Below are 24,565 nucleotides of genomic sequence, written 5' to 3' on the forward strand. Positions count from 1 at the left end.
TCACCCCTGGTGCGGGTAGCGGTAGGAGGTCGGAGGCGTGAACGTCTCCTTGATCGACCGGGGGCTCACCCAGCGCAGCAGGTTGTGGATCGAGCCCGCCTTGTCGTTGGTGCCGGACGCCCGGCCGCCGCCGAAGGGCTGCTGGCCCACGACCGCGCCGGTCGGCTTGTCGTTGACGTAGAAGTTGCCCGCGGCGAACCGCAGCTCCTCCTGCGCCTTGACGATGGCCCGCCGGTCCTGGGCGATGATCGAGCCGGTGAGGGCGTAGGGCGCGGCGTTCTCCATCTGCCGCACCACGGTGTCGTAGTCGGCGTCGTCGTACACGTGCACGGCGAGCACCGGCCCGAAGTACTCGGTGGTGAACACCTCGTGCCCGGGGTCGGAGCCCAGCAGCACGGTCGGCCGCACGAAGAACCCGTCGGTGTCGTCGGCGGTGCCGCCGGCCACGACCTCCAGCTTCGGGTCCCGCCGCGCCGACTCCAGCACGCCGGAGAGCTTGTCGAACGAGCGCCGGTCGATCACCGCGCCCATGAAGTGGGAGAAGTCGGTGACGTCGCCCATCGTCAGCGACTCGACCTCGGCCAGGAAGTCGTCCTCGAGCCGGTTCCACACCGAGCGCGGCACGTAGGCGCGGGACGCGGCCGAGCACTTCTGGCCCTGGTACTCGAACGCGCCGCGGACCAGCGCGGTGCGCAGCACCTCGACGTCGGCCGACGGGTGGGCCAGCACGAAGTCCTTGCCGCCGGTCTCGCCGACGACGCGCGGGTAGGCGCGGTAACCGGCGATGTTGGCCCCGACCCGGCCCCACAGGTGCTGGAAGGTCCTGGTGGAGCCGGTGAAGTGGATGCCGGCCAGGTCCGGGTCGGCCAGCGCCACCTCGGACACGGCCAGGCCGTCGCCGGGCAGCAGGTTGATCACGCCCGGCGGCAGGCCCGCCTCCTCCAGCAGCCGCATGGTCAGGTGCGCGGCGAAGGACTGGGTGGGCGAGGGCTTCCACAGCACCACGTTGCCCATGAGGGCGGGCGCGGTGGGCAGGTTGGCCGCGATGGCGGTGAAGTTGAACGGGGTGATCGCGTAGACGAAGCCCTCCAGCGGGCGGTGGTCCGTGCGGTTCCACACGCCGGGGGAGGACTGCGGCTGCTCGGCCAGCAGCCGGCGGCCGAAGGAGACGTTGAAGCGCCAGAAGTCGATCAGCTCGCACGCGGCGTCGATCTCGGCCTGGATCGCGGTCTTGGACTGGCCGAGCATGGTGGCGGCGTTGAGCTTCGCGCGCCACGGGCCGGCCAGCAGGTCGGCGGCCTTGAGCAGGATGGCGGCCCGGTCGTCGAAGGACATGGCGCGCCACTCGGGCGCGGCGGCCTTGGCGGCGGCGATGGCGTCGCGGGTGTCCTGCTGCGTGGCGCCGTGCAGCGTGCCCAGCACGGCCCGGTGGTTGTGCGGCTGCACCACGTCGTGGCGCTCACCGCCGCCGACGCGCTGCTCACCCCCGATGGTCAGGGTCAGTTCGACGGGCTCCTTGGCCAGCTCGACCAGTTCAGCCTGCAGCCGCGCCCGCTCCGGGGTGCCGGGGGCGTAGCTGAGGACTGGCTCGTTCACCGGCGCGGGGACCGCGGTCACGGCATCCACAAGCTGCTCCTTCGCCACGGGGTCAGGGGTTGCCCCAACGGTGGTTGGGTTCCCCAACGCTAGGACTTCCGACCATGCGTCCCGTTGTGCGCGCATCTAGGCTTGGGCACCCGCCGTTGTAGGAATGGACAAAAGGATGAGTCTGCGTCAGGTCCTGATGGCGCTCGGTGACCCGCTGGTCGAGGTGCAGGCCGCGCCGCGCGGGCTGGAGGCCGACGTGCTCGACGTGGTGATCCTCGACCCCGACGACGCGCCCGACGTGCGGCCGGGCGACCTCGCGCTGGTCGTCGGCGCCCGCGGCCGCGCGGCGCTGCCGCTGGTCCGGGCGGCGGGGGCCGGGGGAGCGGCGGCGGTGGCGGTCAAGGTCGACGCGCCGGCGCCGGTGCTGCGGCAGGCCGCGACCGACGCGGGGGTGGCCCTGCTGGCGGTCCGGCCCGAGGTCCGGTGGGAGCACCTGGAGGCCCTGGCCCGGGGCGTGGTGCACAACGCCCGGCTGACCGCCGACGCGGGCGCGGGCGAGGCGTCGGGCGACCTGTTCGGCCTGGCCCAGACGATCGCCTCGCTGACCGGCGGCATCGTCACCATCGAGGACACCGCGAGCCGCGTGCTCGCCTACTCCCGCTCCTCCGACGAGGTGGACGAGCTGCGGCGGCTGTCGATCCTGGGCCGCCAGGGGCCCGAGCCGTACCTGAAGATGCTCCGCGAGTGGGGCGTCTACCAGCGGCTGCGCGCCGGCGAGGAGGTCGTGCGCATCGACGAGCACCCGGAGCTGGGCATCCGCCGCCGCCTGGCGGTGGGCGTCCACGCGGGCGCGCAGCCGCTGGGCGCGATCTGGGTGCAGGAGGGCGCCACGCCGCTGACCGGGCAGGCCGAGCGGGCCCTGCTCGGCGCGGCCCGGGTGACCGCGCTGCACCTGGTGCAGCGGCGCGAACCCGCGGTCGCCTTCCGCGAGGACCTGCTCGCCGCGCTGCTCGACGGCCGCACCGACGCCGGGTCGATCGCCGAGCAGATCGGCGCCGACCCGGACCGGCCCGCCGCCGTGGTGGTGTTCGCGCTGCGCGGGCAGGAGCACGCCGACCGCACCGAGCACGAGCTGCGCCGCGCCGAGATGACCAGCCTGATCTCCGTGCACGCCGCCGCCTACCGGCGCACCGCCCTGGTCAGCCAGCGGTCCGGCCGCACCTACGCGCTGCTGCCCGACCTGCCGCCCAAGGCGCCGCTGCTGGCGCTGACCAGGGAGATCGTGGTCGCCGCCGGGCGGCACACGGGCCTGCGGGTGCAGGCCGCGGTCGGCTGCACGGTGCCGACCGTGGACGAGGTGATGGTCTCCCGCGAGGAGGCCGACCGGGTGCTCGACGCGATGGCCCGCGACCTGGACGCCGACGTCGCCACCCTGGCCGACGTGCGCTCGCGCGTGCTGGTCGGCGAGACCCTGGCGCTGCTGGCCGGGCACCCGCGCGTCCGCGACCCCCGGCTGGCCGGGCTCGACCCGGAGCTGGCCCGGTCCCTGCTGGTCTACCTGGACGAGTTCGGCGACGTGCGCACCGCCGCGGCCCGGCTGCACGTGCACCCGAACACCCTGCGGTACCGGGTCCGGCGGGCCGCCGAGGTCGGCGGTTTCGACCTGGGCGACCCGCTGTTCCGGTTGTTCGCGCAGTTGCAACTCAGGCTGCCCTGAGCCGGGAACCGCCCGCGCCGTACCCTCCGGCGGGTGAGCACCCGCGGCAGCGACTTCGCTGAACTCTCCCGGCTGGTCAAGCAGCAAGGTCTGCTCGACCGCCGCATCGGCTACTACGTCCGGTACCTCGTCGCGGCGGTGGGCGCGTTGGCGCTCCTCGGCGCCGCGCTGGTGCTGATCGGCGACTCCTGGTGGCAGCTCGTGGTCGCCGCGGCACTGGCCGTGGTCTACACGCAGATCGCCTTCCTCGGCCACGACGCCGGCCACCGGCAGGTCTTCGCCGACCACCGCGCCAACCAGACGACCGGGCTGCTGCTGGGCAACCTGCTCATCGGCGTCGGCTACGGCTGGTGGATGGGCAAGCACAACCGCCACCACGCCAACCCCAACCACGAGGACGACGACCCGGACGTCGACATCGCGGTGCTGGCGTTCAGCGCCGAGCAGGCCGAGCGCAAGCGCGGCTTCTTCCGGTTCGTGGTCAAGCACCAGGCGTGGCTGTTCTTCCCGCTGCTGCTGCTGGAGGGCTTCAGCCTGCACGCCATCAGCACCGCCGCCGCGGTGCGCCGCGAGGTCAAGGCGTGGCGGCTGGAGCTGGCGCTGCTGGCCGTGCACGTCGTGGGCTACCTGGCGGTGGTGTTCCTGGTGATGTCGCCGCTCAAGGCCGTGGTGTTCATCGCGGTCCACCAGGGCCTGTTCGGCATCTACATGGGCTGCTCCTTCGCGCCCAACCACAAGGGCATGCCGGTGCTCCAGGCGGGCCACCAGCTGGACTTCCTGCGCAAGCAGGTGCTGACCTCGCGCAACGTCACCGGCGGCTGGTTCACCGACTTCCTGCTCGGCGGCCTGAACTACCAGATCGAGCACCACCTGTTCCCCAGCATGCCCAGGCCGCACCTGCGGCGCGCGCAGGTGCTGGTCCGGGACTTCTGCCTGCGCAACTCGGTGTCCTACGCCGAGTGCGGCCTGTTCACCTCGTACGGGTACGTGCTGAAGCACCTGCACGAGGCGGGGGCTGAACTGCGCGGTACAGGAAAGCTCGCTCCAGCAGGGTCCAGGTAGTGGTGGTCAGCAGGTAGACCCCGGCGGCCAGCGGCAGGGCGGCGGCGATCGGCACGGTGCCGAAGGGCATCAGCCGCAGCAGCCGGGCGAACGGCGGCTGCGGCCCGCCGCCGCCCTGTTCCCGGGTCTTCCGGGCGACCGCCGCCTGCCACCGCGAGGTGGCGAACGCGACCGCGGTCAGCAGGGCGAACAGCCCGGCGAACACCGGCGTGTGCGCCCACGTGCCCCACCAGTGCGTGCCCAGCGGCACGCCCAGCAGCGTGCCGTCGAGCAGCGGGTTGGGCGTGGTGACCAGCCGGTACACGACCATGAAGAACGGCACCTGCACCAGCGCGGGCAGCAACCCCGCGAACAGCGACGTGCCGCTGTCCCGGTACAGCTCCAGGGTCTTCTCCTGGAGCTTGACCCGGTCCTTGCCGTGCTTGCGGTGCAGTTCGCGCAGTCGGGGCGCCAGTGCGGCGCGGGCCTTCTCACCGCGCACGGCGGCGCGGCTGAGGGGGTGCATCAGCAGCCTGACGGCCGCGGTGAACAGGACGATGGCCAGGGCGGGCGTGGCGAACCCGGCCAGGGCTGAGCCCAGGGCGTGGAACAAGGGACGACTCCGTCTGCAGAGCTGGGAAGGGGGACTGGCGGCCTATCGGCCGAGTCCCGGTGCCCTGGGACGGGGACGCCCGGCGGCGTCGGGGTCGCGCAGCCGCAGGAACGCGGCGCGCAGCGACTTCTCGCGGATCGACAGCGACCGCACCCACGCGGGCGCGGCGTGCACCACCGGCGCGGCGGTGAGCAGCAGCACGACCAGCGCCACCGCCGTGACGGCGGCGATCACCTCGGTCGGGGAGTGGAGCAGCGCGAGGGCGTAGAGGGCGGGCAGGTACACCGCGAGCAGCAACCGCAGCCGGTCCACGTCCCCCACCTCCCTCTAGTCCACTGTACCGACCAGCGCGGGCCGCGCGGGGTGGTCGTAGCGCACGGTCACGTCGGCGTGCGGCTCGTAGGAGGCGTACGCGGGCAGCGTCCACCGCCACTGCTCGGGCATCTGCCGCTCCAGCGCGCCCGGCGACAGCCACAGGTGCACCGACAGCTCCGCGGGCAGCCACTTGTCCAGCAGCATCGTGCCGTCCAGCAGCAGCACCCCGGACGGGCCCAGCTCCACGTAGTCGGCGCGGTGCGCCCGGTCCGCCGCCGCGTTCCACAGCGCGGGCAGCACCCGGCCCGAGCCGCCGGGGTCGAGCGGGTCCAGCACCTCGCGGGTCAGCCCGCCCACGTCCAGCCACGAGTCGCGGAACGAGTCCGGGTCGTGGTGGCCGTGCTCCAGGCGCACGGACGCGGGCCGCAGGAAGTCGCCGGCCGACACGCGCAGCACCGGGCGGCCCGCCGCGCGCAGCGGCTCCACCAGGCGGTCGGCCAGCCCGCCGGGGTCGGTCGGCGGCGCGCCGTCGAGCAGCACGCGGGCCCACGCCGGGCGCGGCAGCGCGTCGACCCGCGCGACCAGCTCGTCCACCAGCGCCCGCGGGGTGAGGGGAACGACCTTCACGGCAGCGGGTAGTCCTCCCAGCCGGCGGGCAGCACGGGCACCGGCCAGCCGGGGTCCGGTGCCCAGTCCGCCCACGCCGGGTCCCACCACGTGGCACCGGCGGTCAGCATGGCCTCGACGTCCTTGCCGGCGGCGCGGATCGCGTCGGCCTGCGCGGCGTCGTACTTGCCCTCGGCGACCTGCTGCTCGAACTCGTCGCGGTCCAGCTCCTCCCAGGGGCCGTCGACCGGGACCCAGTAGTCCAGCGCGTGGTCGAGGGTGTCGAAGCCGAGCGGGGTGCGGCGGAACGGGGCCTGGAGGTTGAGGTACCAGCCGGCGAACCGGCGCTGCTCGCCCTGCCAGTACAGGTCGACCGAGTAGGCGTCGCCGGGCCGGTGCAGCTGGAGCTTGCCGGTGCCGCGCCAGTGCGTCCGGCCGAGGGTCCGCCAGTGGTGCGGCCAGGGGTGCTCCGGGAACCCGAACACCGTGCCGGGCGCGGTGAACACCACCAGCAGCCCCGGCTCGTCGAGCACGACCCGGGTCGGCGTCACCGACCACGGCCTGCCGTGCAGCACCTCGCGCCGCAGTGCCGTGTCCCCCGGTCGGAAGTGCCCCATGCCGCACAGCCTAGGCAACGGCCGGCCGGTCGGCGGCCGTGGTCGCCTCCCGGCACCGACCCTCCCGCCGGGAACAGGACCGGCCGAACCGGCGGGGGAGGCGGCTCTCCCGGCCGCCTCCCCCACCCCCGTCAGCCGTTCCAGGGCACCTGCGGCGAGGCGTAGAAGTTGACGCCCATCACCCTCCACCGCTCGGCCTGCGCGGCCAGCCGCACCTTGAACGACGCCCAGTCGTGCGTCGACCACGGCGACCAGCCCAGCTCGGCGATCGCGGGCAGGCGCGGGAACGCCATGAACTCCACGCCGGCCGAGTCGGTCAGGGTCTCGCTCCACAGCGGGGCCTCCACCCCGCGCACCGCCGACCCGGGCAGGCCCTCGACGTAGGCGCCGGGGTTCCAGTCGTAGGCGTCCTCGACGTCGGTGTACCCGGCCCAGCTCAGCCCCAGCGGGGTGTTCGCGTCGTACTTCATGTCCAGGTACGCCTTGCTGGCGGGCGACAGCACGATCCCGTTGCCCCGCGCGGCGGCGGCGACCACGTCGGGCGCGGTGGTCCTGGTGCCCCAGAACTGCGCCACCGCCTCGGCAGGCGGGCCCGCCTTGACGAACTCGTGCCAGCCGGAGGCGACCTTGCCGTGCTTGGCGACCAGCGGCACGACCTTGTCGATGAACAGGTCGAAGTCCGGGTCGGTGGTGGCGTGGGCCTCGTCGCCGCCGATGTGGATGTACCGGCCGGGGGTCAGGGCGGCGACCTCGCGCAGCACGTCGTCGACGAACTTGTAGGTGATGTCCTTGGTGATGCACAGCGAGCTGAAGCCGACGTCGATGCCGGTGTAGAGCGGCGGCGCGACGCCGTCGCAGTTCAGCTCCGGGTAGGAGGCGAGCGCGGCGTTGGTGTGGCCCGGCATGTCGATCTCCGGGATCACCGTGATGTGCCGGGCCGCCGCGTAGGCCACGAGGTCCCGGTACTGCTCCTGGGTGTAGTAACCGCCGGGGCCGCCGCCCACCTCGGTGCTGCCGCCGTGGGTGGCCAGCCTCGGCCAGCTCTTGATCTCCAGCCGCCAGCCCTGGTCGTCGGTCAGGTGCAGGTGCAGCCGGTTGACCTTGTAGAGGGCGATCTGGTCGATGTACCGCTTGACCTCGTCGGGGCTGAAGAAGTGCCGGGCCACGTCGAGCATCGCGCCGCGGTGGGCGTAGCGCGGGTGGTCCAGCACCCGGCCGCCCGGCGCGGTGAACGGGCCCTGCTGCCGGGTCTTCGCCTCGACCTTGGCGGGCAGCAGCTGGCGGAAGGTCTGCACGCCCGCGAACAGGCCCGCGGCCGTGCGCGCCCGGACGACCACGCCGGCGCGGGTCACGTCGAGCTGGTAGCCCTCGTCGCCGACCTCCCGGGGTGCGCCGGTCAGCAGCAGCGCGATGCCCCGCGTGGACGCGCCGGGCACGACCGGCAGCCGGTAGCCCGTGGACGGGCGCAGCACGCCGGCCAGGAACTCACCGACCCGCCGGGCGTCGGCCGAGCCGGGCTGGGTGTGGATGCGGGTGTCCGCGCCGAGGGTGAAGGCCGCGCCGGGGCGCGGGGTGACCTCCACGGGAGCGGGCACGATGTGGCGCAAGGGGTTCTCCGGGGCTGCTTGTGCGGGTGCCGCCGCGCCGACCGAGCCCAGGAGCAGCAGGGCGGCGAGCGCCCGGCCGAGCCCGCGCCTCGCGGCGCCTTCCGATTTTCTGGACACCTGACGTCCTCCTGGCAGGCGTGCGGGTTTCAGGGGCGGCGGCCGGATTCACCGTTACAGCCCCACCAGGAGGTGTCAAGGTCCAGACCAATCGGGGTCAGCGCAGCTTCGGCCGGCCCAGGTCCGGCCACGAGGCGGCGAACCGCTCCGCCAGGGCCCGCGCCCGCGCGGTCTCCAGGCCGAGCAGCAGGCCGAAGGTGAAGCCGTTCTCGCCGTCGAGCCGCGCCTTGGCGCCCAGCTCCCGCAGCACCGGCCGCGCCACCACGCTGTCCTGGTGGTCGCCCAGCAGCGTCTGCACGTCCTTGAGCCGCTTGCCGTACCTCCTGGCCCGCTTGCCGAACACCGGCGCGGCCACCTCGACGGAGTAGCGCAGCCGCTTGGCCGCCTTGCGCGCCTCGTGCAGCCCGGTGTCGTCGTGCGCGGCGGCGACCCGCTTGGCGAGCCTGCGGTAGGCGTCGTCGACCAGCTCCGGGAGCACCTTGGTGGCCTTGCGGCGCGCCAGCGGGGTGAACGGCGGGTCCTCGACCAGCGCGTCGACCGCGTCGAGCAGCGCGAAGTACCGGGAACCGTCCAGCGCCGCCACCGCCGACTGGTGCGCGGCGGCCTCCAGCGGGGAGAAGTGCCTGGTCAGCAGGGCCCGCACCGGGCCGAGCACCAGCTCGTCCTCCAGCTCGCCCACGCCCCGCTCGAACCGGTCGCGCAGCACCTCCAGGTCGCGGGCCTGCCCCAGCACGCCCGCGAGCCACTTCAGCTCGCCGACCAGCTCGCGGGTGCGGTCGCGCGCCACCACCGCGCCGAACGCCTGCAACGCGCTGCGCAGCCGCCGCGTCGCCACCCGCATCTGGTGCACGGCGTCGTCCTCGCCCCGGCGCACCCGCGGGTCCTGGTGCTTCAACGCCTCGACCTGCTCGCGCAGGTAGGCGCGCACCACGTCACCGGCGGACGTGCCGACGGCCGGCGCCGGCGCGGCGGGGGAGAGCCGGTCGCCCAGCAGCCGGGTCAGCTTGGCCGACGACCGCGACCGCACGATCCCGGCGTCCGACAGCCGGGCCTCCACCCGGTCCAGCAGCCCGGTGTCGCCGCGCTCGCCCAGCTCCACCTCGAACTCCCGCCACGAGTCGACGCGCGACTCGTCGGCGGTGTCCTGCGCCGACACCAGGTCCTCGACCACCTCGGCGAGCAGCCGGCCCTTCCCGTCGACCAGCTGCCAGCGGTGCCGCGTGGTCCGGATGCGCGCGACCGGCGACAGCTCGCCGCCGCGGGCGTGCGCCTGCACCAGCGACCCCAGCTCCCGGGGCGGGTGCTCGGCCGCGCGGCCCGCCGGCAGCCGCACCTCCTCGCGGGTGTCGCCGCCGACCGGCAGCTTGAGGTGCCAGCCCGCGTCGTCCCCGCCGGTGCGGCGGCGCAGCGTCAGCCCGGCGCGGGCCAGCCGGAGGTCGGCGGTGTCGTAGTAGACCGCCTCCAGCCGCTGCTCCTCCGGCCCCGCCGCCGCGGCGACCCCGGGCAGGCCGCCCAGGTCCGGCAGCGAGGTCCCGTCGGGCGCCTCGTACTTGCGTTCCGTCTCGTGTACCGACCTCGCCATGCACCAGGCATACACCCTTTGGTCACGTTTCAGTCATCATCACCATGGGTGACCGGTCGTTAACCTTGCCGGGGGTTTGCGTCGGACCGTCCGCGTGGTTTTCGCCCCGGGCACCTGGACGGGGCCCCTTCATGGGGTTGTCTGGTCCACGTGCCCACGGAGAAGGAGCGGCTCGACGAGGTCGAGCCGACGGTCGCGGACCTCGTCGCCACCACGGAGGCGCTGAAGGTCGAGCTCAACCGGGTGAACACCCGGCTGCGCGTGCTGGAGAGCAGGCTCTCCGGCGCGGGCTCGGGACCCGACGAGGACCTGGACGCGGTGGACGACATCGCCGAGACCGCGGCGGCGCTGCGCGCGGCGTGGGACGCCGAGCAGGAGCTGCTGGCCGACTCGTGGCGGGCCGACCTGCGCTCGGAGGTGGCCGAGTACGAGTCGCTGCGGCAGGAGCGCGACACCCTGGTCGCCAGGCTCACCTCCACCCGGCTGCCCCGCATCGAGCGCGACCAGCTCCAGCACCGGGTGGACAACCTGGAGTGGCAGATGGGCATGCAGGAGGTGGCCGCCGCGGGTGCGGCCGAGCGCCTGGCCGCCGACCAGGCCGCCGCCGAGGAGCCGTGGCGCGCCGAGGCGGTCATCGCCGGCGACAAGGCCCGCCTGGAGATCCTGGACATCGCCCGCGCGCGCCTCACCCGCGCCCTGGCCGCCGACGCCCGCATGCCGCTGTGGTTCCGCGTGGGCCTGGGCGAGATCACCAACCCCGACCCCACCCCCTGGGTGGAGGCCGCCGTGGCCCTGATCGCCTACCGCCTGGAGTACGGCGTCACCGACCCCGTCTCCCCCCTCGGCGAGGTCCCCTCGGCCACCTCGGGCTTCGCCGCCTGGGTCCGCCGAGCCGAGGCGTACACCGACCTGGTGGACCAACTGGACGCCCTGCGCCCCTGACCCCAACGCACAACACCCGGCCTCCGAACGCATGACACGCGGGCTCCCAACGCATGACACGCCCGAATGCCGGCCTTAACCCCCCGGCGTGTCATGCGCTCAGACCACGCGTGTCATGCGCTCAAGCCGCGCGAGTCGAACGTTCGGAGCCGTCGTGTCGAACGTTCGGGACCCCCGAGTTCGACGTTCAGCAGGTCTTGAGCATCGCGGCCAGGGCGTCGCGCTCGGCCTCGTCCACGCTCAGCGAGTAGGCCGTCTTCACCGACACCACCGCCCGCGCGTACGTGCACCAGTACGCCTCCACCGGCGGCTTCCACTTCGCCACGTCCTGGTCGCCCTTGGACCGGTTGCTGCTCGCCGTCACCGCGACCAGCTGCAACCCGCCCATGTCGTTGGCGAACTTCTCCCGCTGCTCGTCGGTCCACTTGTCCGCACCCGACCGCCACGCCTCGGCCAGCGCCACGGTGTGGTCGATGTCCAGGTCGCCCGCCTTCGTGACGGTCACCCCGTCGTACGGGCTGACCCACGTCCCGGACGTGGCCCGGCACTCGCCGTCGGTCTGCACGTCCGAGCCCTGCCGCTGCAGCACGATCTCGCGCGTGTCGCACGAGTCGCCCTGGCTGCTCCAGTGCGGGAACCGCTCGCGGCTGTAGCCGGTCATCTTCCCCTCGGGCGCCACGGTCAGCGCCGCGAGCTGCGCCGCCGGGTCGTCACCCGGCGCGGCGGGTTCGCTGGTCGCCGACGGCGCGCCTCCCGGTGGCCCGGTGTCGTCGTTGTCCTGGGCCAGGTAGAAGCCGATGACGACCAGGGCGATCAACAGGACGATGCCGGCCGCCGTGCTCGATCGCTTGCCGCTCATGCACCAATGATCAGTGATGACGGCCGTCGCGCAAACACCGGATCCGAACCACTCCGGGATAATCGCCACCCGTGCGGGGGATTCGAACGGCGTTCGACGTGGTCATACCGGCCGGCACGGCGCTGCTGACCGCGTGGGTGGTCCTGGGCACGTCTCAGCACGGCCACCTCGTCACCGCGTCGGCCGCCCTGTCGGCCCTGGCCTGCGGTGCCGCGCTGTGGTGGCGCCGACGCCACCCGGTGGCCGTGATGGGGGTCGCGCTCGCGGGCGGCCTCGTCGTGCAGGTGGTCGCGCCGATGACCGTGTTCCCCCTCGCCGCCCTGTTCGCCGTCGGCGCGCTCGCCGCCGCCAGGCCGCCGCTGGTCTCGTTGCCCGCCCTGGCCCTGCTGCTGGGCGTGGTCTCGCTGAACTTCCGCACCACCACCGACGAGGACACCTTCTTCGTGATGGCCGTCGCCGCGCTGTCGTGGCTGCTGGGCGAGAACCGCCGGGGCGCCACCGCGCGGGCCGCCGAGCGCGCCGTGGCCGAGGAGCAGGCCCGCATGGCGCGCGAGCTGCACGACGTCATCGCGCACGGCGTGTCGGTGATCGTCGTGCAGGCGGCCGCCGCGGACGACGTGTTCGACCACCGGCCCGACCGGGCGCGCGAGTCGCTGCGGGCGATCGAGGCCACCGGCCGCGCCACGCTCGACGAGCTGCGCAAGCTCTTGGGCGGACCGGCCGAGCGCCCCGGCCTGGACCGGCTGGCCGACCTGGTCGAGCCGCTGCGCGCGGCGGGGCTGCGGGTGGACGTGCGCTGCGAGCCGGTGCCGCTGCCCGCGGGCGTGGACCAGTCGGCGTACCGGATCGTGCAGGAGGCGCTGACCAACACCCTGCGCCACGCCCGCGCGAGCCGGGTGGAGGTGTCGGTGCGCGGCGGCCCCGGCGTGCTGGAGCTGGAGGTCCGCGACGACGGCCGCGGCGGCCTGGTCGGCGTCGGCCGCGGCATCCCGGGGATGCGCGAGCGGGCCGTGCTGCTCGGCGGCACGGTCGAAGCAGGCCCGCTGCCCGACGGCGGGTTCGGCGTGCGCGCCCGCCTGCCGCTGGCGGCCGCCCGGTGATCCGCGTGCTGATCGCCGACGACCAGGCGCTGGTGCGCGGCGGGTTCCGGATGATCCTGGAGTCGCGGGACGACCTCGACGTGGTCGGCGAGGCCGCGGACGGCGCGGAGGCGGTGGACCTGACCGCGGCGCTGGACCCGGACGTGGTGCTGATGGACGTGCGGATGCCGGGCGTGGACGGCCTGGCCGCGACCCGCCGGATCGTCGGTTCCGGCTCCGGGGCGCGCGTGCTGGTGCTCACCACCTACGACGTGGACGACTCGGTGTACGAGGCGCTGCGCGCCGGCGCGAGCGGGTTCCTGCTCAAGGACGTGCGGCCGGTGGAGCTGGTGGAGGCGGTGCGGGTGGTGGCCCGCGGCGACGCGCTGCTGGCGCCGTCGGTGACCAGGCGGCTGCTGGACCGGTTCGTGCGGGCGCTGCCCGCGCCGCCGCCCCGCGCCCTGGACGTGCTGACCGGGCGGGAGGTGGAGGTGCTGCGCCTGGTGGCGCTGGCGATGTCGAACGCCGAGATCGCCGCGCACCTGGTGCTGACCGAGGCGACGGTGAAGACGCACGTGTCGGCGGTGCTGCGCAAGCTGGGGCTGCGCGACCGCGTGCAGGCCGTGGTGTTCGCCTACGAGGTGGGCCTGGTGCGCCCGGCCTCCGCCTGAGGGGGGAGGCCGGAGACCGTTCCCGCGCCCGATGTGCCCGGCGCCCGCGGTTCCTAGCGTCTGCGGGCGTGAGCTTCCTGCTGTTCCTGCTGGCGCCGCTGGTCGGCGAGTACGTGCTGGGCAACGTCCCGGTGTCCGAGCTGCCCGCGCTGGTGGTGCTGGCGCCGATGTACGGCGGGGGAGCGGTGCTGGTCCGCGAGGTCGCCCGCCGCACCGGCCGCGGTTGGCCGGCGATCCTGGTGCTGGGCCTGGCCTACGGCGTGCTGGAGGCCGGCCTGCTGGACCAGTCGCTGTTCAACCCCTCGTTCGAGGGCCACGACTTCCAGGCGGTGACGCCGGTGCCCGCGCTGGGCATCAGCGCGGTGAACTCGCTGGCGTTCGTGGTGGGCCACGCGGTGTGGAGCATCGGCGTGCCGATCGCGCTGGTCGAGACGGTGGCGTGGCGGCGGCGCACCGGGCCGTGGCCGGGTCGCGCCGGCCTGGTCGGGTATGCGCTGGTGTTCGTCGCCGGTTCGCTGCTGGTGCACCGGTTCCTGCTGCGCCAGGAGGGTTTCCTGGCCTCGCCCGCGCAACGGGTCGGCGCCGCGGCGGTCGTGGTGGCCCTGGTCGCGGTGGCGCTGCTGCCGCGCCCCCGCCCGCGCGTCGAACGGCCGGTGCCCCGGCCGTGGGTGGTGGGCGTCGGCGCGTTCCTGGTGTCCTCGCTGTTCGTGTCGGTGCCCGAGGACTGGGCGGGGTTCGCGCTGAAGCTGGGCTGGCCGGCGACGGCGGCCGCGGCGGGGCTGTGGTGGGGGCGCGGCACGCGGTGGGGCGCCGCCCACCGCTTCGCCGCGGCGGCCGGCGCCCTCGTCACCTGCACGTGGATGAGCTGGATCCTGGTCGAGAAGGCCCCGGCACCCCTGCTGGCCCACGCCGTGCTGGTCGTGCTGACGTGGGCCTCGCTGTTCGCCGTGCGGCGGTTCGCGGTCAGGGGCGGCTCGTGAGGTACCCGCCCATGTGCGTGAAGTACTCGGTGGCGCCGAGTTCGCGGCCGTCCTCGGTGCGCACCCGCTTGACCAGCAGCGCGTGGTTGCGGCCGCGGCGGGCCAGCGCGCCGGCGACGATCGCCACGCCGTCGCCCTCGCGGTAGAAGATCCGGCCGGGCGTGCCGCCGTAGCGCCCCTCGGACACCTCGGCCTCGACGATCTCCAGCCGCTTGCCCCTGTGGAAGCAGAACGCGCTCGGGTACGGCGCGCACTGGGCGCGGACCAGCCGGTCGAGCTCGTCGGCCTCCCACGTCCAGTCGATGCGCAGGTCCTCCTCGGCGCGCTTGTGGAAGAAGCTGGCCTTGGACCGGTCCTGCTTGAGGAAGTCGGTGCGGCCCTTGGCGATCTCGGCCAGGCCGTCGACGGTGATCGGGCCGAACAGGGCGAGGGTCTTGTGGAACAGGTCGGCGGTGGTGTCGCGGGGGCCGACCGGGACGGCGCGCTGGAGCACGATGTCGCCCGCGTCGAGCGTCTCGTCCATCATGTGGGCGGTGACGCCGACCTCCTTCTCGTCGTTGATCAGGGCCCAGATCAGCGGCGAGAAGCCCGCGTAGGCGGGCAGCAGCGAGTCGTGCACGTTCAGCGTGCCGTGCTTGGGCAGGGTGAAGATGTGGGGCGGGATCCAGGTGCGCCAGTTGGTGGCGACGATGACGTCCGGCTCGACCTGCTTGAGCCGCTGGAACAGCTCGTCGTCGTCCGGCCGGTTGCGGATGATCGTCTCGACGCCGTGCTCGGCGGCCAGGTCGGCGACGGAGTCGCTCCAGATGCGCTCGTAGGCGTGGTCGCTCTTGGGGTGGGTCACCACCAGGACGACCTCGTGCTCGGAGTCCAGCAGCGCCTGGAGGGTGCGGTGACCCCAGGTTTGGTAGCCGAACATGACGACGCGCATGGGCGCTCTCCTTAGCCTCGCCTAAGTTATCGCACCCTAACCTAAGTTGGTGTTCGCTAGCCTGCGCGGGTGATCCTGGACCAGAAGTTCGTGAACGGACGGGTCGTGACCCTGGACCCGGCCCACCCGGCGGCCACCGTGATCGGCACGTGGGCGGGACGCGTGGTCGGCCTGGACGACGCCGTGGCGGACCTGCCCGCCCGGCGGGTGGTCGACCTGGGCGGGGCGGTGGTGCTGCCGGGGTTCGTCGACGCGCACAACCACCTGGCCTGGGCCGGCCGGGCCTCGCGGACCCCCGACATCTCCTCGTGCGCGACCGTGGTCCAGGTGCTGGACGTGCTGCGCGCCGCGCCGCGGACCTCCGACTGGCTGGAGGTGGCCGGGTACGACCACCGCGCCCTGGACCGGCCGCTGACCTCCCGCGACCTGGACCTGGTCGGCCCGCGGGTCTACGTGCAGGACCTGTCCGGGCACGCGTGCGTGGTCAGCGGCGACGTGCTCGACGTGCTGCCCGCGCACGTGCTGCGGGAGGCGCAGCGCGACGCCGAGGGGAGGCCGACCGGGTTCCTGGCCGAGGGCGCCCAGACCGCGGTGCGGGCCCTGCGGCTGCCGTACTCGCTGGACGACATCGCCGCGGACGTCGCGCTCGGCGCGGCGCAGTGCGCCCGCGAGGGCGTGGTGCTGGCCGCCGAGGCGGGGGTCGGTGGTGGCCTGATCGGCAGCAGCCCGCTGGAGGTCGAGGCGTACCAGCGCGCCGACCTGCCGATCCGCGTCCAGCTCATGGTCTCGGCCGACCGGCTGGAGCCCGTGGTCGCCCACCTCGCCGACGGCATCCGCCGGGCCGTGCCGCTGGGCCTGCGCACCGGCCTGGGCGGCGACCGGCTGTCCATCGGCGCGCTCAAGCTGTGGACCGACGGCGGCATGATCGCCCGCACGGCGGCCCTGACCTCGCCGTACGAGGGCATGGACACGGCCGGCCAGCTCCAGGACGACCCGTCGCTCATGCACGCCGCGATCGTCGACGGCCACGCGGCCGGGTGGCAGCTGGCCGTGCACGCCATCGGGGACCGGGCGATCGACTTCGCCCTCGACGCGCTGGCCGACGCCCAGCACGCGGTGCCCCGGCCGGACGCGCGGCACCGCATCGAGCACTGCGGGCTGGTGCGGCCCGAGCAGGTGGACCGGATCGCGGAGCTGAACGTGGTGCCGGTGGTCCAGCCGACGTTCCTGTGGGCCTACGGGGACGACTACTCGCGGATCATGGGGCCGGAGCGGGCGCCGTGGCTGTACCGGGGGCGGGCGTTCCTCGACCGGGGGATCGTGGTGGCGGGCAGCTCGGACCGGCCGGTGGCCGACGGGAAGCCGTTGCGGGCGGTGCAGTTCATGGTCGAGCGGCTGTCGCGGGAGGGGACGGCGGTCGGGCCGGACGAGGCGGTGTCGGTGGAGGAGGCGCTGCGGGCCTACACGTTCGGCGCCGCTTACGCCTGTCGGCGGGAGGACGTGCTCGGCAGCGTCGGGCCGGGGCGGTTCGCCGACTTCGCGGTGCTGGCCGACGACCCGTTGAGGTGCGAGGTGTCGCGGATCGGGGACATCGAGGTGCTGGCGACGGTGGTGGGCGGCGACTTCGCCCACGACGCGGGGGGCTTCGGCGGCGAGTGACCCGGGCCGACCCTGACCAACACCGACCTGTGCCGACCCGGCCGTGACCTGCCCGGACCTGTGCCGACCCGCCCCGACCCCGCGCCGCCCCCGACCCCTCGCCCCGCCCCCTCGGTTCGGGCCCTCGGTCCGGCCCCGACCCCCGTGTCCCCCTCGGCCCTCCTCGGCTCCCTCGACCCCGCGCGCCGGCCGGCGACCTGGCCACCGGCCGGCGGGCGGGGTCAGGCGCTCATCCGCCAGTGCACGACGTACCCCGCCGCCTCGGCCGCGATCAGCGCGTCGAGCTTGGCCAGGTTCGTCCGCCGCGACATCCGGAACGCCCGCCCGCGCCGCGCGTCCAGCACCAGCGGCGTGGCGTCGGGCAGCACGTCGTCCATGCTCTGCTGCAGCACGCGCAGCGCCACGTTCGCCGCCTCCTGGGTCAGCGGCGGCTCCTTGACGTACACCAGCACCGCGGCCCGCGACCCGTCCGGCGCCAGCAGCCCCAGGTGCGGCCGCACCCGCAGCTCCAGCTCACCGGCGAACCACCGCGTCGACCCGACCGGGATGCCGGTGGCCCGCGTGTCCAGCAACCAGGGCAGGAACCCGTCCCGCAGCTCCTGGAACGCCCGCAGCTGCCCGGCCCGCGGCGAGTCCAGCGCCACCCCGATCGCCTTCTCCAGCTCGGCCTCCGGGTCGGGCGAGTTCGCGGCGCGGCGCATCGCGTCGCGCATCGGGTTGTAGAAGCCCGCGACCCACTGCCCCGACGACAGGTAGATCCGGCGCTGATCGTTGACGATGCTGATCCGGCCACGCTGGCCGCTCATGGCGTACTCGGTGAAGGACAGGGCGGTGACGCTGACCAGTGCCACGGCAGGCTCCCCTCGGGCGATCGAACTCGTGTTCGATTCTACTCCGGGGGTCCGACAAAAAACCGTCCTCAAGCACGCACTTTGGCCAGCAGCGGACCCAGTTCGGGGTCCTCGGCGACCTCCTCGAAGATGGCCGTGAGGGTGTGCTCGAAGAACGGCTCCGCCTCGTCGAGCACCTGCCGCCCGGCGGGGGTGATGCAGCTGAACACGCCGCGCCGGTCGGTCTCGCACAGCTCCCGCGACGTCAGCCCGGACTGCTCCAACCGGGCGACCAGCCGGCTCACCGAGCTCTGGTTGAGCCCGACCACCTCGGTCAGCTCCTGCATCCGCAGCTCGCCTTCCGGCGCACCGGCCAGCGCGGACAGCGCGACGAACTCCGACATGCCGAAGTTGAACCGCCGCTGCAGGGCGCGCTCCAGGTTCGCGTTGATCCGGTTGTGCAACGCCCGCAGACCCGACCAAGTGGCGTGAACGGACAACGACGACCCCCTGGGACGAAGCTGTGGGCCTCCCATCCTATGCCGCTCGGCGCGGGCCTAAGCTGCGACCGGGAAGGAGCCGAGCGTGGCTGAACGACCGGACATCGACCTGACCAGACCCAGTGCGGCCCGGGTGTACGACTACTACCTCGGCGGGGCGCACAACTTCGCCGTGGACCGGGAGATGGCCGAGCAGGCCATCCGGATGTGGCCCGAAGTGCCGATGATCATGCGGGCCAACCGGGCGTTCCTGCGCCGGGCCGTGCGGTTCTGCGTGGCCCGGGGGGTCACCCAGTTCCTCGACCTGGGCTCGGGCATACCGACCGTGGGCAACGTCCACGAGGTGGCCCGCGCCGCCGACCCCGGGGCGCGCGTGGTCTACGTCGACAACGACCCGGTCGCGGTCACCTACAGCCGCACGATCCTCGACGGCGACCGGCAGACCGCCGTCGTCCAGGAGGACCTGCGGCACCCGGCCGAGGTGCTGGCCGCCCAGCAGCTGCTGGACCTGTCCCGGCCGGTCGCGGTGATGATGGTCGCGGTCCTGCACTTCGTGGCCGACGGCGCCGCGGACGTGGTCGCCGCCTACCGCGACGCCGTGCCGCCCGGCAGCTTCCTGGTGGTCTCGCACGCCACGGGCGACGGGCAGGCCCCGCGCGACGCCGACGCGCACACCGACCTGTACCGGCAGCGCACCACCACCCCGATGACCATGCGCTCGAAGGCCGAGGTGGAGGCGTTGTTCGCGGGGTTCGAGCTGGTGGAGCCGGGTGTGGTGCACCTGCCGCTGTGGCGGCCGGAGACGCCGGAGGACGTCGACGAGCACCCCGAGCGCTTCGCCGGGCTGGCCGCGGTCGGCCGCAGGCGCTGAGTTCGCACCTCCGAGTGATCGGGGACCACCGGTCGCCGCCGATGTCGTGGTTTTGCCACCCGGCAGGTGCGGCTGCCGCCGAGGCTCCCCCCGACCCGGTCGGGGCGGGTGCCCCCGGAGCGCGTCCTGGCCGGCGGCCGGGTCGAGTCCCGCGACGCGCTCACCGGCATCGCGCGCGGCCCGGGCGTGCCGCCGGGCTGCACGGGCCCACCCCGTCCAGGCCGAGTCGCGCGACTGCGCCGGCCTGGACGAGCGCGCCGGGCGCGACCGGTTCCCCGCGCACGCGGCCCCGGTCACCGCGGGTTCCGCCGCCACCTCGCCGTGCCGCGCCAGGACGTGCCGCCGCACCGCGTGACCCCGGCCCTCAGGCGGGCCGGCCGGGTGCCTCCTCCCGCCGCACCGCCTGCGCGATGCGCGCCCGCACCACCTCCACGGCGAGGGTGACCAGGTCGTCGAAGCAGGGCGTCGGGCCGGTCCGGGTCCAGGAGGCCATCCGGCGGACGGCCTCCAGCACGTCGTCGGCCTGCGGCGCCAGCGTCTCCGCCACCTCGGCGAGCAGCGCCAGCGCGGCGACCGCGGACACGCCCGCCGTGCGCGCGGTCAGCACGGCGCGCGCGGCCCGCACCTCCACGGTCCCGTCCGCGCGCCTGACCAGGATGCCGTTGGCCACCATCGCCGCCAGCAGGTCGGGCCGCTCGCGCAGCGCCTCGGTCACCGCGCGGCCCACCGGCAGCAGCCGCACCAGGCAGGCGTCCGGTTCCAGCAGGGCCTGCACGGCGTCCAGCGAGAGGCCCTGCCGCTGCAACCGCAGCACGTGCCGCATGCGGGTCAGGTGGGCGCGCAGGTAGTACGGCGTCCGGCCCACCCGGACGGGCTGCGGCAACAGACCGCGTGCGTGGTAGGAACGCACGGTCCGGGTGGTCACCCCGATTTCTGCGGCAAATTGATTGACGTTCATCAGGCGGGTGTCCCTTTTCCGGTGAAGGGAACCCGCCGTCGGTCTCCACGGAGTGTTGGAACGGTCTGCGAGAAGATCGGCGCTCTCCATCGCGTTCCCCCTTCGATGCGGGGACCAATCCGAGGAAGCCTTAATCTGGCGGATTGTTCCCCAGTGTACGACGGCGATGCCCGGAGCAGTCTGCCACCGGGCGCATAAGCAAACCATAAGCAGTGTGCGGGGTTGATCCGAAAGGGCGATGCCCGCCGGCAACCGGCAGGCTCCCGGAACGAAGCGCTTCCGGTGCTTCCCTCGTCGGTGCTCCCGTGCTAGCGGCGGGATTGGGGTTCGGGCAATTGTGCGAACCTGGAAGTATTTACTTCCAACTCTGCTGAGCTGCGGGATTCGTGGTCAGAATTCTCGGCGTCCGAGATGTCGCCCGATACCGGGTGGCACGATAGAGGGAGGACAGGCCGCCGATGATTGACACCCAGAACCGCACGTTCCTCGTGCGGGCGCTCAAGATGCTGGTCGTCTCGCTAGCGTTCTTCGCGGGTACGTCCGCCGCGGTGCAGGCGGCGTCGGCCGCGCCCGCCGTGCAGTCCGCCGCCGTGCAGGCCGTCGCACCCCAGGCCGCGCCCCAGGCCGCCCCCGCCGACTCGCAGCCGTCGGTCGCGGCGAGCTGGGCGTGCACCAGCTACCTCTACAGCAACGCCGTCGAGCGCTACTGCAACGTGTACTCCGGCTACATCCGCTCCTACCTGCAGTGCAGCAACGGCTACACGTACTACAGCGCGTGGGTCGGCACGGGTTCGTGGTACTTCCTGCAGATCTGCCCGTCCGGCTACTACCGCGTCTCGTCCGGCATCCAGTACACCGGCTGATCCCGGCAACACCCCCACCGCGCGGTCCCCGGTCCCAGGCCGGGGACCGCGCCCCCGCGCGCTCAGGCATCGGCCAGCGCTGCGGTGGGCGGCAGCCGCGCCGCGCGCACCGCGGGGTACACGCCGGCGAGCACGCCGATGGCCGTCGCGGCGCCGACCCCGCCGAGCAGCACCGGCACGGGCAGCACGGCGGGCCACCCCTGGACGACCGCGTAGCCGGCCGTGACCGCCGTGCCGAGCAGGGCGCCCGCCGCGCCGCCGATCCCGGCGAGCACCACCGACTCGGTGAGGAACTGGGCCCGGACCTGCCGCCTGCTCGCGCCCAGCGCCCGGCGCAGGCCGATCTCCCGCCGCCGTTCGAGCACCGAGATGACCATGGTGTTGGCCACGCCGATGCCGCCGACGAGCAGGGCGATCGCCCCGAGCCCCAGGAACAGCGCGGAGTAGGCGCGCTCGGTGATCCGCTGGGCCACCAGCACGTCCGACGGCCTGCTGACCAGCACCTCGTTCGGCCGCTCCGGGTTGACCGTGCGGCCCAGCACCGACTTCACCGCCTCCACGGCCTGCTCCCGCGCCCGGACGTAGACCAGGCCGGGGGTGCCGTCGAAGCCGAGGTACCGCTCGGCGGCGGGCCACCCGACCAGCGCGGACCCGTCGATCTCCGGCGCCAGCGGCACCGGTTCCAGCACCCCGGCCACCGCGAACGACCGGTCCGCGATCCACACCAGCGGCGTGGGCCCGGCGGCCGGGAGCTCGACGCCCAGCACGCGCGCGGCCCGGTCCCCGAGCACCACCACGGGGTAGTGCTCGGTGGCGGGGGTGAGGAACCGCCCGGTCCGGACCCGGGCGTGGACCACGTCGAGCAGGTCGAGCCGGCCGGCCGCGACCCGGATGCCGCCGTTGTCCGCGCGCGGCACCAGGTCGCTGCGCCGCACCGTCGCCGTGGTCGCCCCGGTCGCGGACACCGCCTCGACCGGCGGGATGCGCCTGATCATGGCCGGCGAGTCCGGGGGCAGCTTCGCCCTGGTCGAGCTGAACAGGTCGTTGCCCGGCGAGACGGTCAGCAGGTTCGGGCCCAGCGCGGCGATCTGCGCCCGCAGCGCGGCCTGGCTCGACGCCGGTATGCCGACCACGGCGACCAGGGAGGCGATGCCGATCGCGATGCCCAGGGCCGCGAGGGCGGTGCGCACCAGGCGGGTGCGCAGGCCGACCAGGCCCAGCAGCAGCACGTCGGCCGGGGACAGGCGGGTGGGGCGGGGGAGTTCGGTCACGGCCGCCACCCCGTGTCCAGCCGGATGCGGCCGTCGAAGACCTCCACCCGGCGGGGCGCCGCCGCGGCGATCGCCCCGTCGTGCGTGATCAGCACGACCGTGGTGCCCTCGGCGTTGAGCTCGCGCAGCAGCGCCAGCACCTCGCCGCCGGAGGTCGAGTCGAGGTTCCCGGTCGGTTCGTCCGCCAGCACGACGGACGGCCGGTTCACCACGGCCCGGGCGATCGCGACCCGCTGCTTCTCGCCGCCGGACAGCTCCGCGGGCAGGTGGTCGGCGCGGTGGGTCAGCCCCACCCGGGCCAGCGCCGCGTCGGCGCGGGCCCGGCGCTCGCGGCGGGGCACGCCGCGGTAGACCTGGGCGGCCACCACGTTCTCCCGCGCGGTCAGCCCCTCGGTCAGGTGGAACTGCTGGAACACGAAGCCCAGCCACGACGCGCGCAGCGCGGACAGCCGCCGGTCGGGCAGCGCGCCCACGTCGTGCCCGTTGACCAGGACCCGGCCCGCGCTGGGCCGGTCCAGCGCGCCCATCAGGTGCAGCATGGTCGACTTGCCGGAACCCGACGGCCCGACCACCGCGACCAGCTCGCCCGCGCCCACCGCGATCGACGCGCCGCGCAGGGCGGCGACGCCGCCGGGGTGGACCTTGGCCACCCCGTCCAGTTCGAGCACCGGGGTCACGACGCCACCACCACCTCGGCGCCCTCGACCAGCCCCGGGCCGGTCACCTCGACCAGGCCCGACGCGAACATGCCCGGCTCGACGGGCACCAGCGACCGCCCGCCGTCGCGCAGCACCTCCACGGCGTAACCGCCCTCGGCCAGCGCCACCAGCGCCCGCACCGGCACGGCGAGCACCTGGTCGCGCCGAGCGCCGGTCAGCACCACCACGACCTGGCCGGACTCGGGCGCGGCGGCCGGGTCGGCGAACGCGACCGTGACCACCAGCTTGGTCTCGCCCTCCTCGGCCGAGGCGGTCGCCACCGACCGCACGGTCCCCGCGGCGGTGCGCCGGTCCGGCAGCCGGACCTCGACCGCGGCGCCCGCCGGGGCGTAGTCCCGGCGCGACTTCTCCAGCTCGGCGGTCACCAACCGCTCGGTGCCCGTGACCTCCATCAGCTCCCCTTCCGCCGCGGCGCCCAACTGCGCGGTGACGCGGTCGACCCGCACCGCCGCCGGCAGCACCAGCGCGTCGCCCTGCGCCAGCACGCCGCTCTGCGGGAGGCCCGCGGCCTTCTGCCACTTCCGCAGCGCCCGGCCGGTGCCCGCGTCGAACTTCCCGTCCGGCGGACCGGCCTCGGCGTAGCCCAGGGCGACCAGGTTCTCCTGGAGCACCCTCACGTCCGGCCCGGCCGGCACGTCGGCGCGGATCTCCCGGTACAGCGGCGTCGAGCCGATCAGCAGCGGCACCGCGACCGCGTCCACCGCGTAGAGCGGCTGGCCGCGGTCGACGACCTTCCCCGGTTCCGGCAGCCAGGTCAGGGTGCCCTGCTTGCGCCCGGACAGCGGCGTCGCGGCGCCGTACCCCGGGGTGCCGTCGACCTCGACCCGGTCGACCAAGTCCGTCCGCACGACCTTCGCGGTGGCGGGTGGCGGCGCGGTCGGCCGCGCCGCCGGTTCCGGCCTGGTCGCCACCCGGGTGAACAGCACCACCCCGACCGTGGCGGCGACCGCGAGGACCACCGCGACCAGCAGGAGCCGCCGCCGCCGCCGGCGGAGCGCCCCCCGCCCCTGCGGCTCGACTTCGGTCACCGCGTGCTCTCCGGCGTCAACCCGTTCGTCCGGCGCGAGCAGTCGGCCATCTTCTCCCGGATGGCCGGGTCGTTGATGTCAATTCCCTCGGGAATTCGTGAAACACCTTCGCCAGCGCCCTGGTTGGGATCTGGGTCGGGGTATTCGACGCCCTTCTCGCGCATGCACTTGGCGAATTCACGGGCCTGTGCCAGGGCCTCCTCGCCCATCGGTTTCGCCGCCCCGCCGTCGGGCAGGAACCGCCGGCACCGGTCCAGTGCCTCCTGCTGCTTGCGCTGGTCACCGGGCGCCGCGCTGCCCTGCGCCTCGGGCTGGTTCTCGTCGTCCGGGGTGCCCTGTGCCTCGATGTCGACGCCGTTCTCCTTCATGCACCGGGTGAAGGCGTCCTGCCCGTCGGTGCTGCCGGCGGCAGCGGCCTCGCTGGTGGGGGAGGCGCTCGACACCGACGGCACGCCGAGCGGTTCCTCCTTGGCGCAGGCGGCCGCGGCCAGTACGCACGCCGCCGCGAGCATTGTCGTGATCAAGCGGGTAACCATGAATCGCCTCCGAAAGCGAACCGGCTTTGTCGGTTGTTCTACCCGGAAGCGGATCTCTGGACCGTA

At 74.1% G+C, this 24,565-nt stretch carries 25 protein-coding genes; 9 read left to right on the forward strand and 16 right to left on the reverse strand.

The window, feature by feature from the left end; genetic code table 11:
- Positions 1-1,626: an L-glutamate gamma-semialdehyde dehydrogenase gene (gene pruA, locus EKG83_RS06385; protein WP_033427702.1), complete on the reverse strand. Its 1,626-nt coding sequence runs from the start codon at positions 1,624-1,626 to the stop codon at positions 1-3.
- A gap of 136 nt (positions 1,627-1,762) precedes the next feature.
- Between pruA and EKG83_RS06390 the strand changes: the two genes are divergently transcribed.
- Both EKG83_RS06390 and EKG83_RS06395 read left to right on the forward strand, forming a co-directional pair.
- On the forward strand, positions 1,763-3,304 hold the full coding sequence (locus tag EKG83_RS06390; RefSeq protein WP_033427701.1) for a PucR family transcriptional regulator: 1,542 nt from the start codon (positions 1,763-1,765) through the stop codon (positions 3,302-3,304).
- 33 nt (positions 3,305-3,337) lie between these two features.
- Positions 3,338-4,366, forward strand: a complete 1,029-nt coding sequence (locus EKG83_RS06395; RefSeq protein WP_033427700.1) for a fatty acid desaturase family protein — start codon at positions 3,338-3,340, stop codon at positions 4,364-4,366.
- Here EKG83_RS06395 and EKG83_RS06400 read toward each other — a convergent pair.
- From EKG83_RS06400 to EKG83_RS06425, 6 genes are all read right to left on the reverse strand, one after another.
- Positions 4,275-4,958 (reverse strand): YidC/Oxa1 family membrane protein insertase, encoded by a 684-nt coding sequence (locus EKG83_RS06400; protein ID WP_033427699.1) that lies wholly within the window; start codon positions 4,956-4,958, stop codon positions 4,275-4,277. The genes EKG83_RS06395 and EKG83_RS06400 overlap by 92 nt on opposite strands.
- 42 nt (positions 4,959-5,000) lie before the next feature.
- Positions 5,001-5,270 (reverse strand): DUF6412 domain-containing protein, encoded by a 270-nt coding sequence (locus tag EKG83_RS06405; RefSeq protein ID WP_033427819.1) that lies wholly within the window; start codon positions 5,268-5,270, stop codon positions 5,001-5,003.
- Positions 5,271-5,285: 15 nt separating this feature from the next.
- Positions 5,286-5,900: a nucleoside/nucleotide kinase family protein gene (locus tag EKG83_RS06410; RefSeq protein ID WP_194282998.1), complete on the reverse strand. Its 615-nt coding sequence runs from the start codon at positions 5,898-5,900 to the stop codon at positions 5,286-5,288.
- On the reverse strand, positions 5,897-6,496 hold the full coding sequence (locus tag EKG83_RS06415) for a DUF402 domain-containing protein (protein WP_033427698.1): 600 nt from the start codon (positions 6,494-6,496) through the stop codon (positions 5,897-5,899). The genes EKG83_RS06410 and EKG83_RS06415 overlap by 4 nt, the downstream gene beginning before the upstream one ends.
- A gap of 131 nt (positions 6,497-6,627) precedes the next feature.
- Entirely contained in the window at positions 6,628-8,220 is a 1,593-nt protein-coding gene (locus EKG83_RS06420) for a beta-N-acetylhexosaminidase (protein WP_033427697.1), read from the reverse strand.
- 97 nt (positions 8,221-8,317) lie between these two features.
- Positions 8,318-9,802: a CYTH and CHAD domain-containing protein gene (locus EKG83_RS06425; RefSeq protein WP_033427696.1), complete on the reverse strand. Its 1,485-nt coding sequence runs from the start codon at positions 9,800-9,802 to the stop codon at positions 8,318-8,320.
- Positions 9,803-9,952: 150 nt separating this feature from the next.
- On the opposite strand from EKG83_RS06425, the gene EKG83_RS06430 reads away from it, so the two are divergent.
- A complete protein-coding gene (locus EKG83_RS06430; protein ID WP_033427695.1) occupies positions 9,953-10,744 on the forward strand; it encodes a hypothetical protein in 792 nt (263 codons plus the stop codon).
- A 187-nt stretch (positions 10,745-10,931) separates the two neighbouring features.
- Here EKG83_RS06430 and EKG83_RS06435 read toward each other — a convergent pair whose 3' ends face one another.
- The gene (locus EKG83_RS06435; RefSeq protein WP_033427694.1) at positions 10,932-11,603 is read right to left on the reverse strand and encodes an HNH endonuclease family protein; all 672 of its coding nucleotides are present in this window, start codon (positions 11,601-11,603) and stop codon (positions 10,932-10,934) included.
- 71 nt (positions 11,604-11,674) lie between these two features.
- On the opposite strand from EKG83_RS06435, the gene EKG83_RS06440 reads away from it, so the two are divergent.
- From EKG83_RS06440 to EKG83_RS46755, 3 genes are all read left to right on the forward strand, one after another.
- Complete coding sequence (locus tag EKG83_RS06440) at positions 11,675-12,703, forward strand: sensor histidine kinase (protein WP_033427693.1); 1,029 nt, start codon at positions 11,675-11,677, stop codon at positions 12,701-12,703.
- Positions 12,700-13,353 carry a response regulator gene (locus EKG83_RS06445; RefSeq protein WP_033427692.1) on the forward strand — a complete coding sequence of 218 codons (654 nt, stop codon included), beginning with the start codon at positions 12,700-12,702 and terminating at the stop codon, positions 13,351-13,353. The genes EKG83_RS06440 and EKG83_RS06445 overlap by 4 nt, the downstream gene beginning before the upstream one ends.
- 68 nt (positions 13,354-13,421) lie before the next feature.
- On the forward strand, positions 13,422-14,333 hold the full coding sequence (locus EKG83_RS46755; RefSeq protein WP_051764413.1) for a hypothetical protein: 912 nt from the start codon (positions 13,422-13,424) through the stop codon (positions 14,331-14,333).
- On the opposite strand, the gene EKG83_RS06455 is transcribed toward EKG83_RS46755, so the two are convergent.
- Complete coding sequence (locus tag EKG83_RS06455) at positions 14,317-15,264, reverse strand: methionyl-tRNA formyltransferase (protein WP_033427691.1); 948 nt, start codon at positions 15,262-15,264, stop codon at positions 14,317-14,319. The two genes, EKG83_RS46755 and EKG83_RS06455, sit on opposite strands and share 17 nt — an antisense overlap.
- A 69-nt stretch (positions 15,265-15,333) precedes the next feature.
- Here EKG83_RS06455 and EKG83_RS06460 point away from each other — a divergent pair, with 69 nt between their 5' ends.
- The gene (locus tag EKG83_RS06460) at positions 15,334-16,923 is read left to right on the forward strand and encodes an amidohydrolase (RefSeq protein ID WP_084715932.1); all 1,590 of its coding nucleotides are present in this window, start codon (positions 15,334-15,336) and stop codon (positions 16,921-16,923) included.
- A gap of 221 nt (positions 16,924-17,144) precedes the next feature.
- Here the strand turns inward: EKG83_RS06460 and EKG83_RS06465 are convergent, their stop codons facing one another.
- Positions 17,145-17,774, reverse strand: a complete 630-nt coding sequence (locus EKG83_RS06465) for a hypothetical protein (protein WP_033427690.1) — start codon at positions 17,772-17,774, stop codon at positions 17,145-17,147.
- A gap of 68 nt (positions 17,775-17,842) precedes the next feature.
- Positions 17,843-18,253: a MarR family winged helix-turn-helix transcriptional regulator gene (locus tag EKG83_RS06470; RefSeq protein ID WP_033427689.1), complete on the reverse strand. Its 411-nt coding sequence runs from the start codon at positions 18,251-18,253 to the stop codon at positions 17,843-17,845.
- 85 nt (positions 18,254-18,338) lie between these two features.
- Between EKG83_RS06470 and EKG83_RS06475 the strand changes: the two genes are divergently transcribed.
- A complete protein-coding gene (locus EKG83_RS06475) occupies positions 18,339-19,124 on the forward strand; it encodes an SAM-dependent methyltransferase (protein WP_084715930.1) in 786 nt (261 codons plus the stop codon).
- 364 nt (positions 19,125-19,488) lie between these two features.
- Here EKG83_RS06475 and EKG83_RS06480 read toward each other — a convergent pair whose 3' ends face one another.
- Positions 19,489-20,289, reverse strand: a complete 801-nt coding sequence (locus tag EKG83_RS06480; protein ID WP_322746685.1) for a MerR family transcriptional regulator — start codon at positions 20,287-20,289, stop codon at positions 19,489-19,491.
- Positions 20,290-20,540: 251 nt separating this feature from the next.
- Here EKG83_RS06480 and EKG83_RS06485 point away from each other — a divergent pair, with 251 nt between their 5' ends.
- Entirely contained in the window at positions 20,541-20,945 is a 405-nt protein-coding gene (locus EKG83_RS06485; protein WP_033427687.1) for a hypothetical protein, read from the forward strand.
- Between the two features lie 62 nt (positions 20,946-21,007).
- Here the strand turns inward: EKG83_RS06485 and EKG83_RS06490 are convergent, their stop codons facing one another.
- Genes EKG83_RS06490 through EKG83_RS06505 form a run of 4 tightly spaced genes read right to left on the reverse strand, consistent with a single transcriptional unit; the run spans position 21,008 to position 24,487 of the window.
- Positions 21,008-22,216 (reverse strand): ABC transporter permease, encoded by a 1,209-nt coding sequence (locus EKG83_RS06490; RefSeq protein ID WP_228122523.1) that lies wholly within the window; start codon positions 22,214-22,216, stop codon positions 21,008-21,010.
- Positions 22,213-22,893 (reverse strand): ABC transporter ATP-binding protein, encoded by a 681-nt coding sequence (locus EKG83_RS06495; protein ID WP_033427685.1) that lies wholly within the window; start codon positions 22,891-22,893, stop codon positions 22,213-22,215. Before EKG83_RS06495 ends, EKG83_RS06490 begins: the two co-directional genes overlap by 4 nt.
- Positions 22,890-23,963 (reverse strand): peptidoglycan-binding protein, encoded by a 1,074-nt coding sequence (locus EKG83_RS06500; protein WP_033427684.1) that lies wholly within the window; start codon positions 23,961-23,963, stop codon positions 22,890-22,892. The genes EKG83_RS06495 and EKG83_RS06500 overlap by 4 nt, the downstream gene beginning before the upstream one ends.
- The gene (locus EKG83_RS06505; protein WP_153277914.1) at positions 23,960-24,487 is read right to left on the reverse strand and encodes a hypothetical protein; all 528 of its coding nucleotides are present in this window, start codon (positions 24,485-24,487) and stop codon (positions 23,960-23,962) included. Before EKG83_RS06505 ends, EKG83_RS06500 begins: the two co-directional genes overlap by 4 nt.
- Positions 24,488-24,565 lie beyond the last annotated feature (78 nt).

It is taken from the genome of Saccharothrix syringae, from assembly GCF_009498035.1.
Taxonomy (GTDB): Bacteria; Actinomycetota; Actinomycetes; order Mycobacteriales; family Pseudonocardiaceae; genus Actinosynnema; species Actinosynnema syringae.

What these genes read in the sequence shown, in the direction of transcription:
- EKG83_RS06390 (WP_033427701.1), top strand. Translation starts at nt 1,763, where the DNA reads ATGAGTCTGCGTCAGGTCCTGATGGCGCTCGGTGACCCGCTGGTCGAG.
- EKG83_RS06415 (WP_033427698.1), bottom strand. Translation starts at nt 6,496, where the DNA reads ATGGGGCACTTCCGACCGGGGGACACGGCACTGCGGCGCGAGGTGCTG.
- EKG83_RS06425 (WP_033427696.1), bottom strand. Translation starts at nt 9,802, where the DNA reads ATGGCGAGGTCGGTACACGAGACGGAACGCAAGTACGAGGCGCCCGAC.
- EKG83_RS06435 (WP_033427694.1), bottom strand. Translation starts at nt 11,603, where the DNA reads ATGAGCGGCAAGCGATCGAGCACGGCGGCCGGCATCGTCCTGTTGATC.
- EKG83_RS06455 (WP_033427691.1), bottom strand. Translation starts at nt 15,264, where the DNA reads ATGCGCGTCGTCATGTTCGGCTACCAAACCTGGGGTCACCGCACCCTC.
- EKG83_RS06480 (WP_322746685.1), bottom strand. Translation starts at nt 20,289, where the DNA reads ATGGTTTGCTTATGCGCCCGGTGGCAGACTGCTCCGGGCATCGCCGTC.
- EKG83_RS06485 (WP_033427687.1), top strand. Translation starts at nt 20,541, where the DNA reads ATGATTGACACCCAGAACCGCACGTTCCTCGTGCGGGCGCTCAAGATG.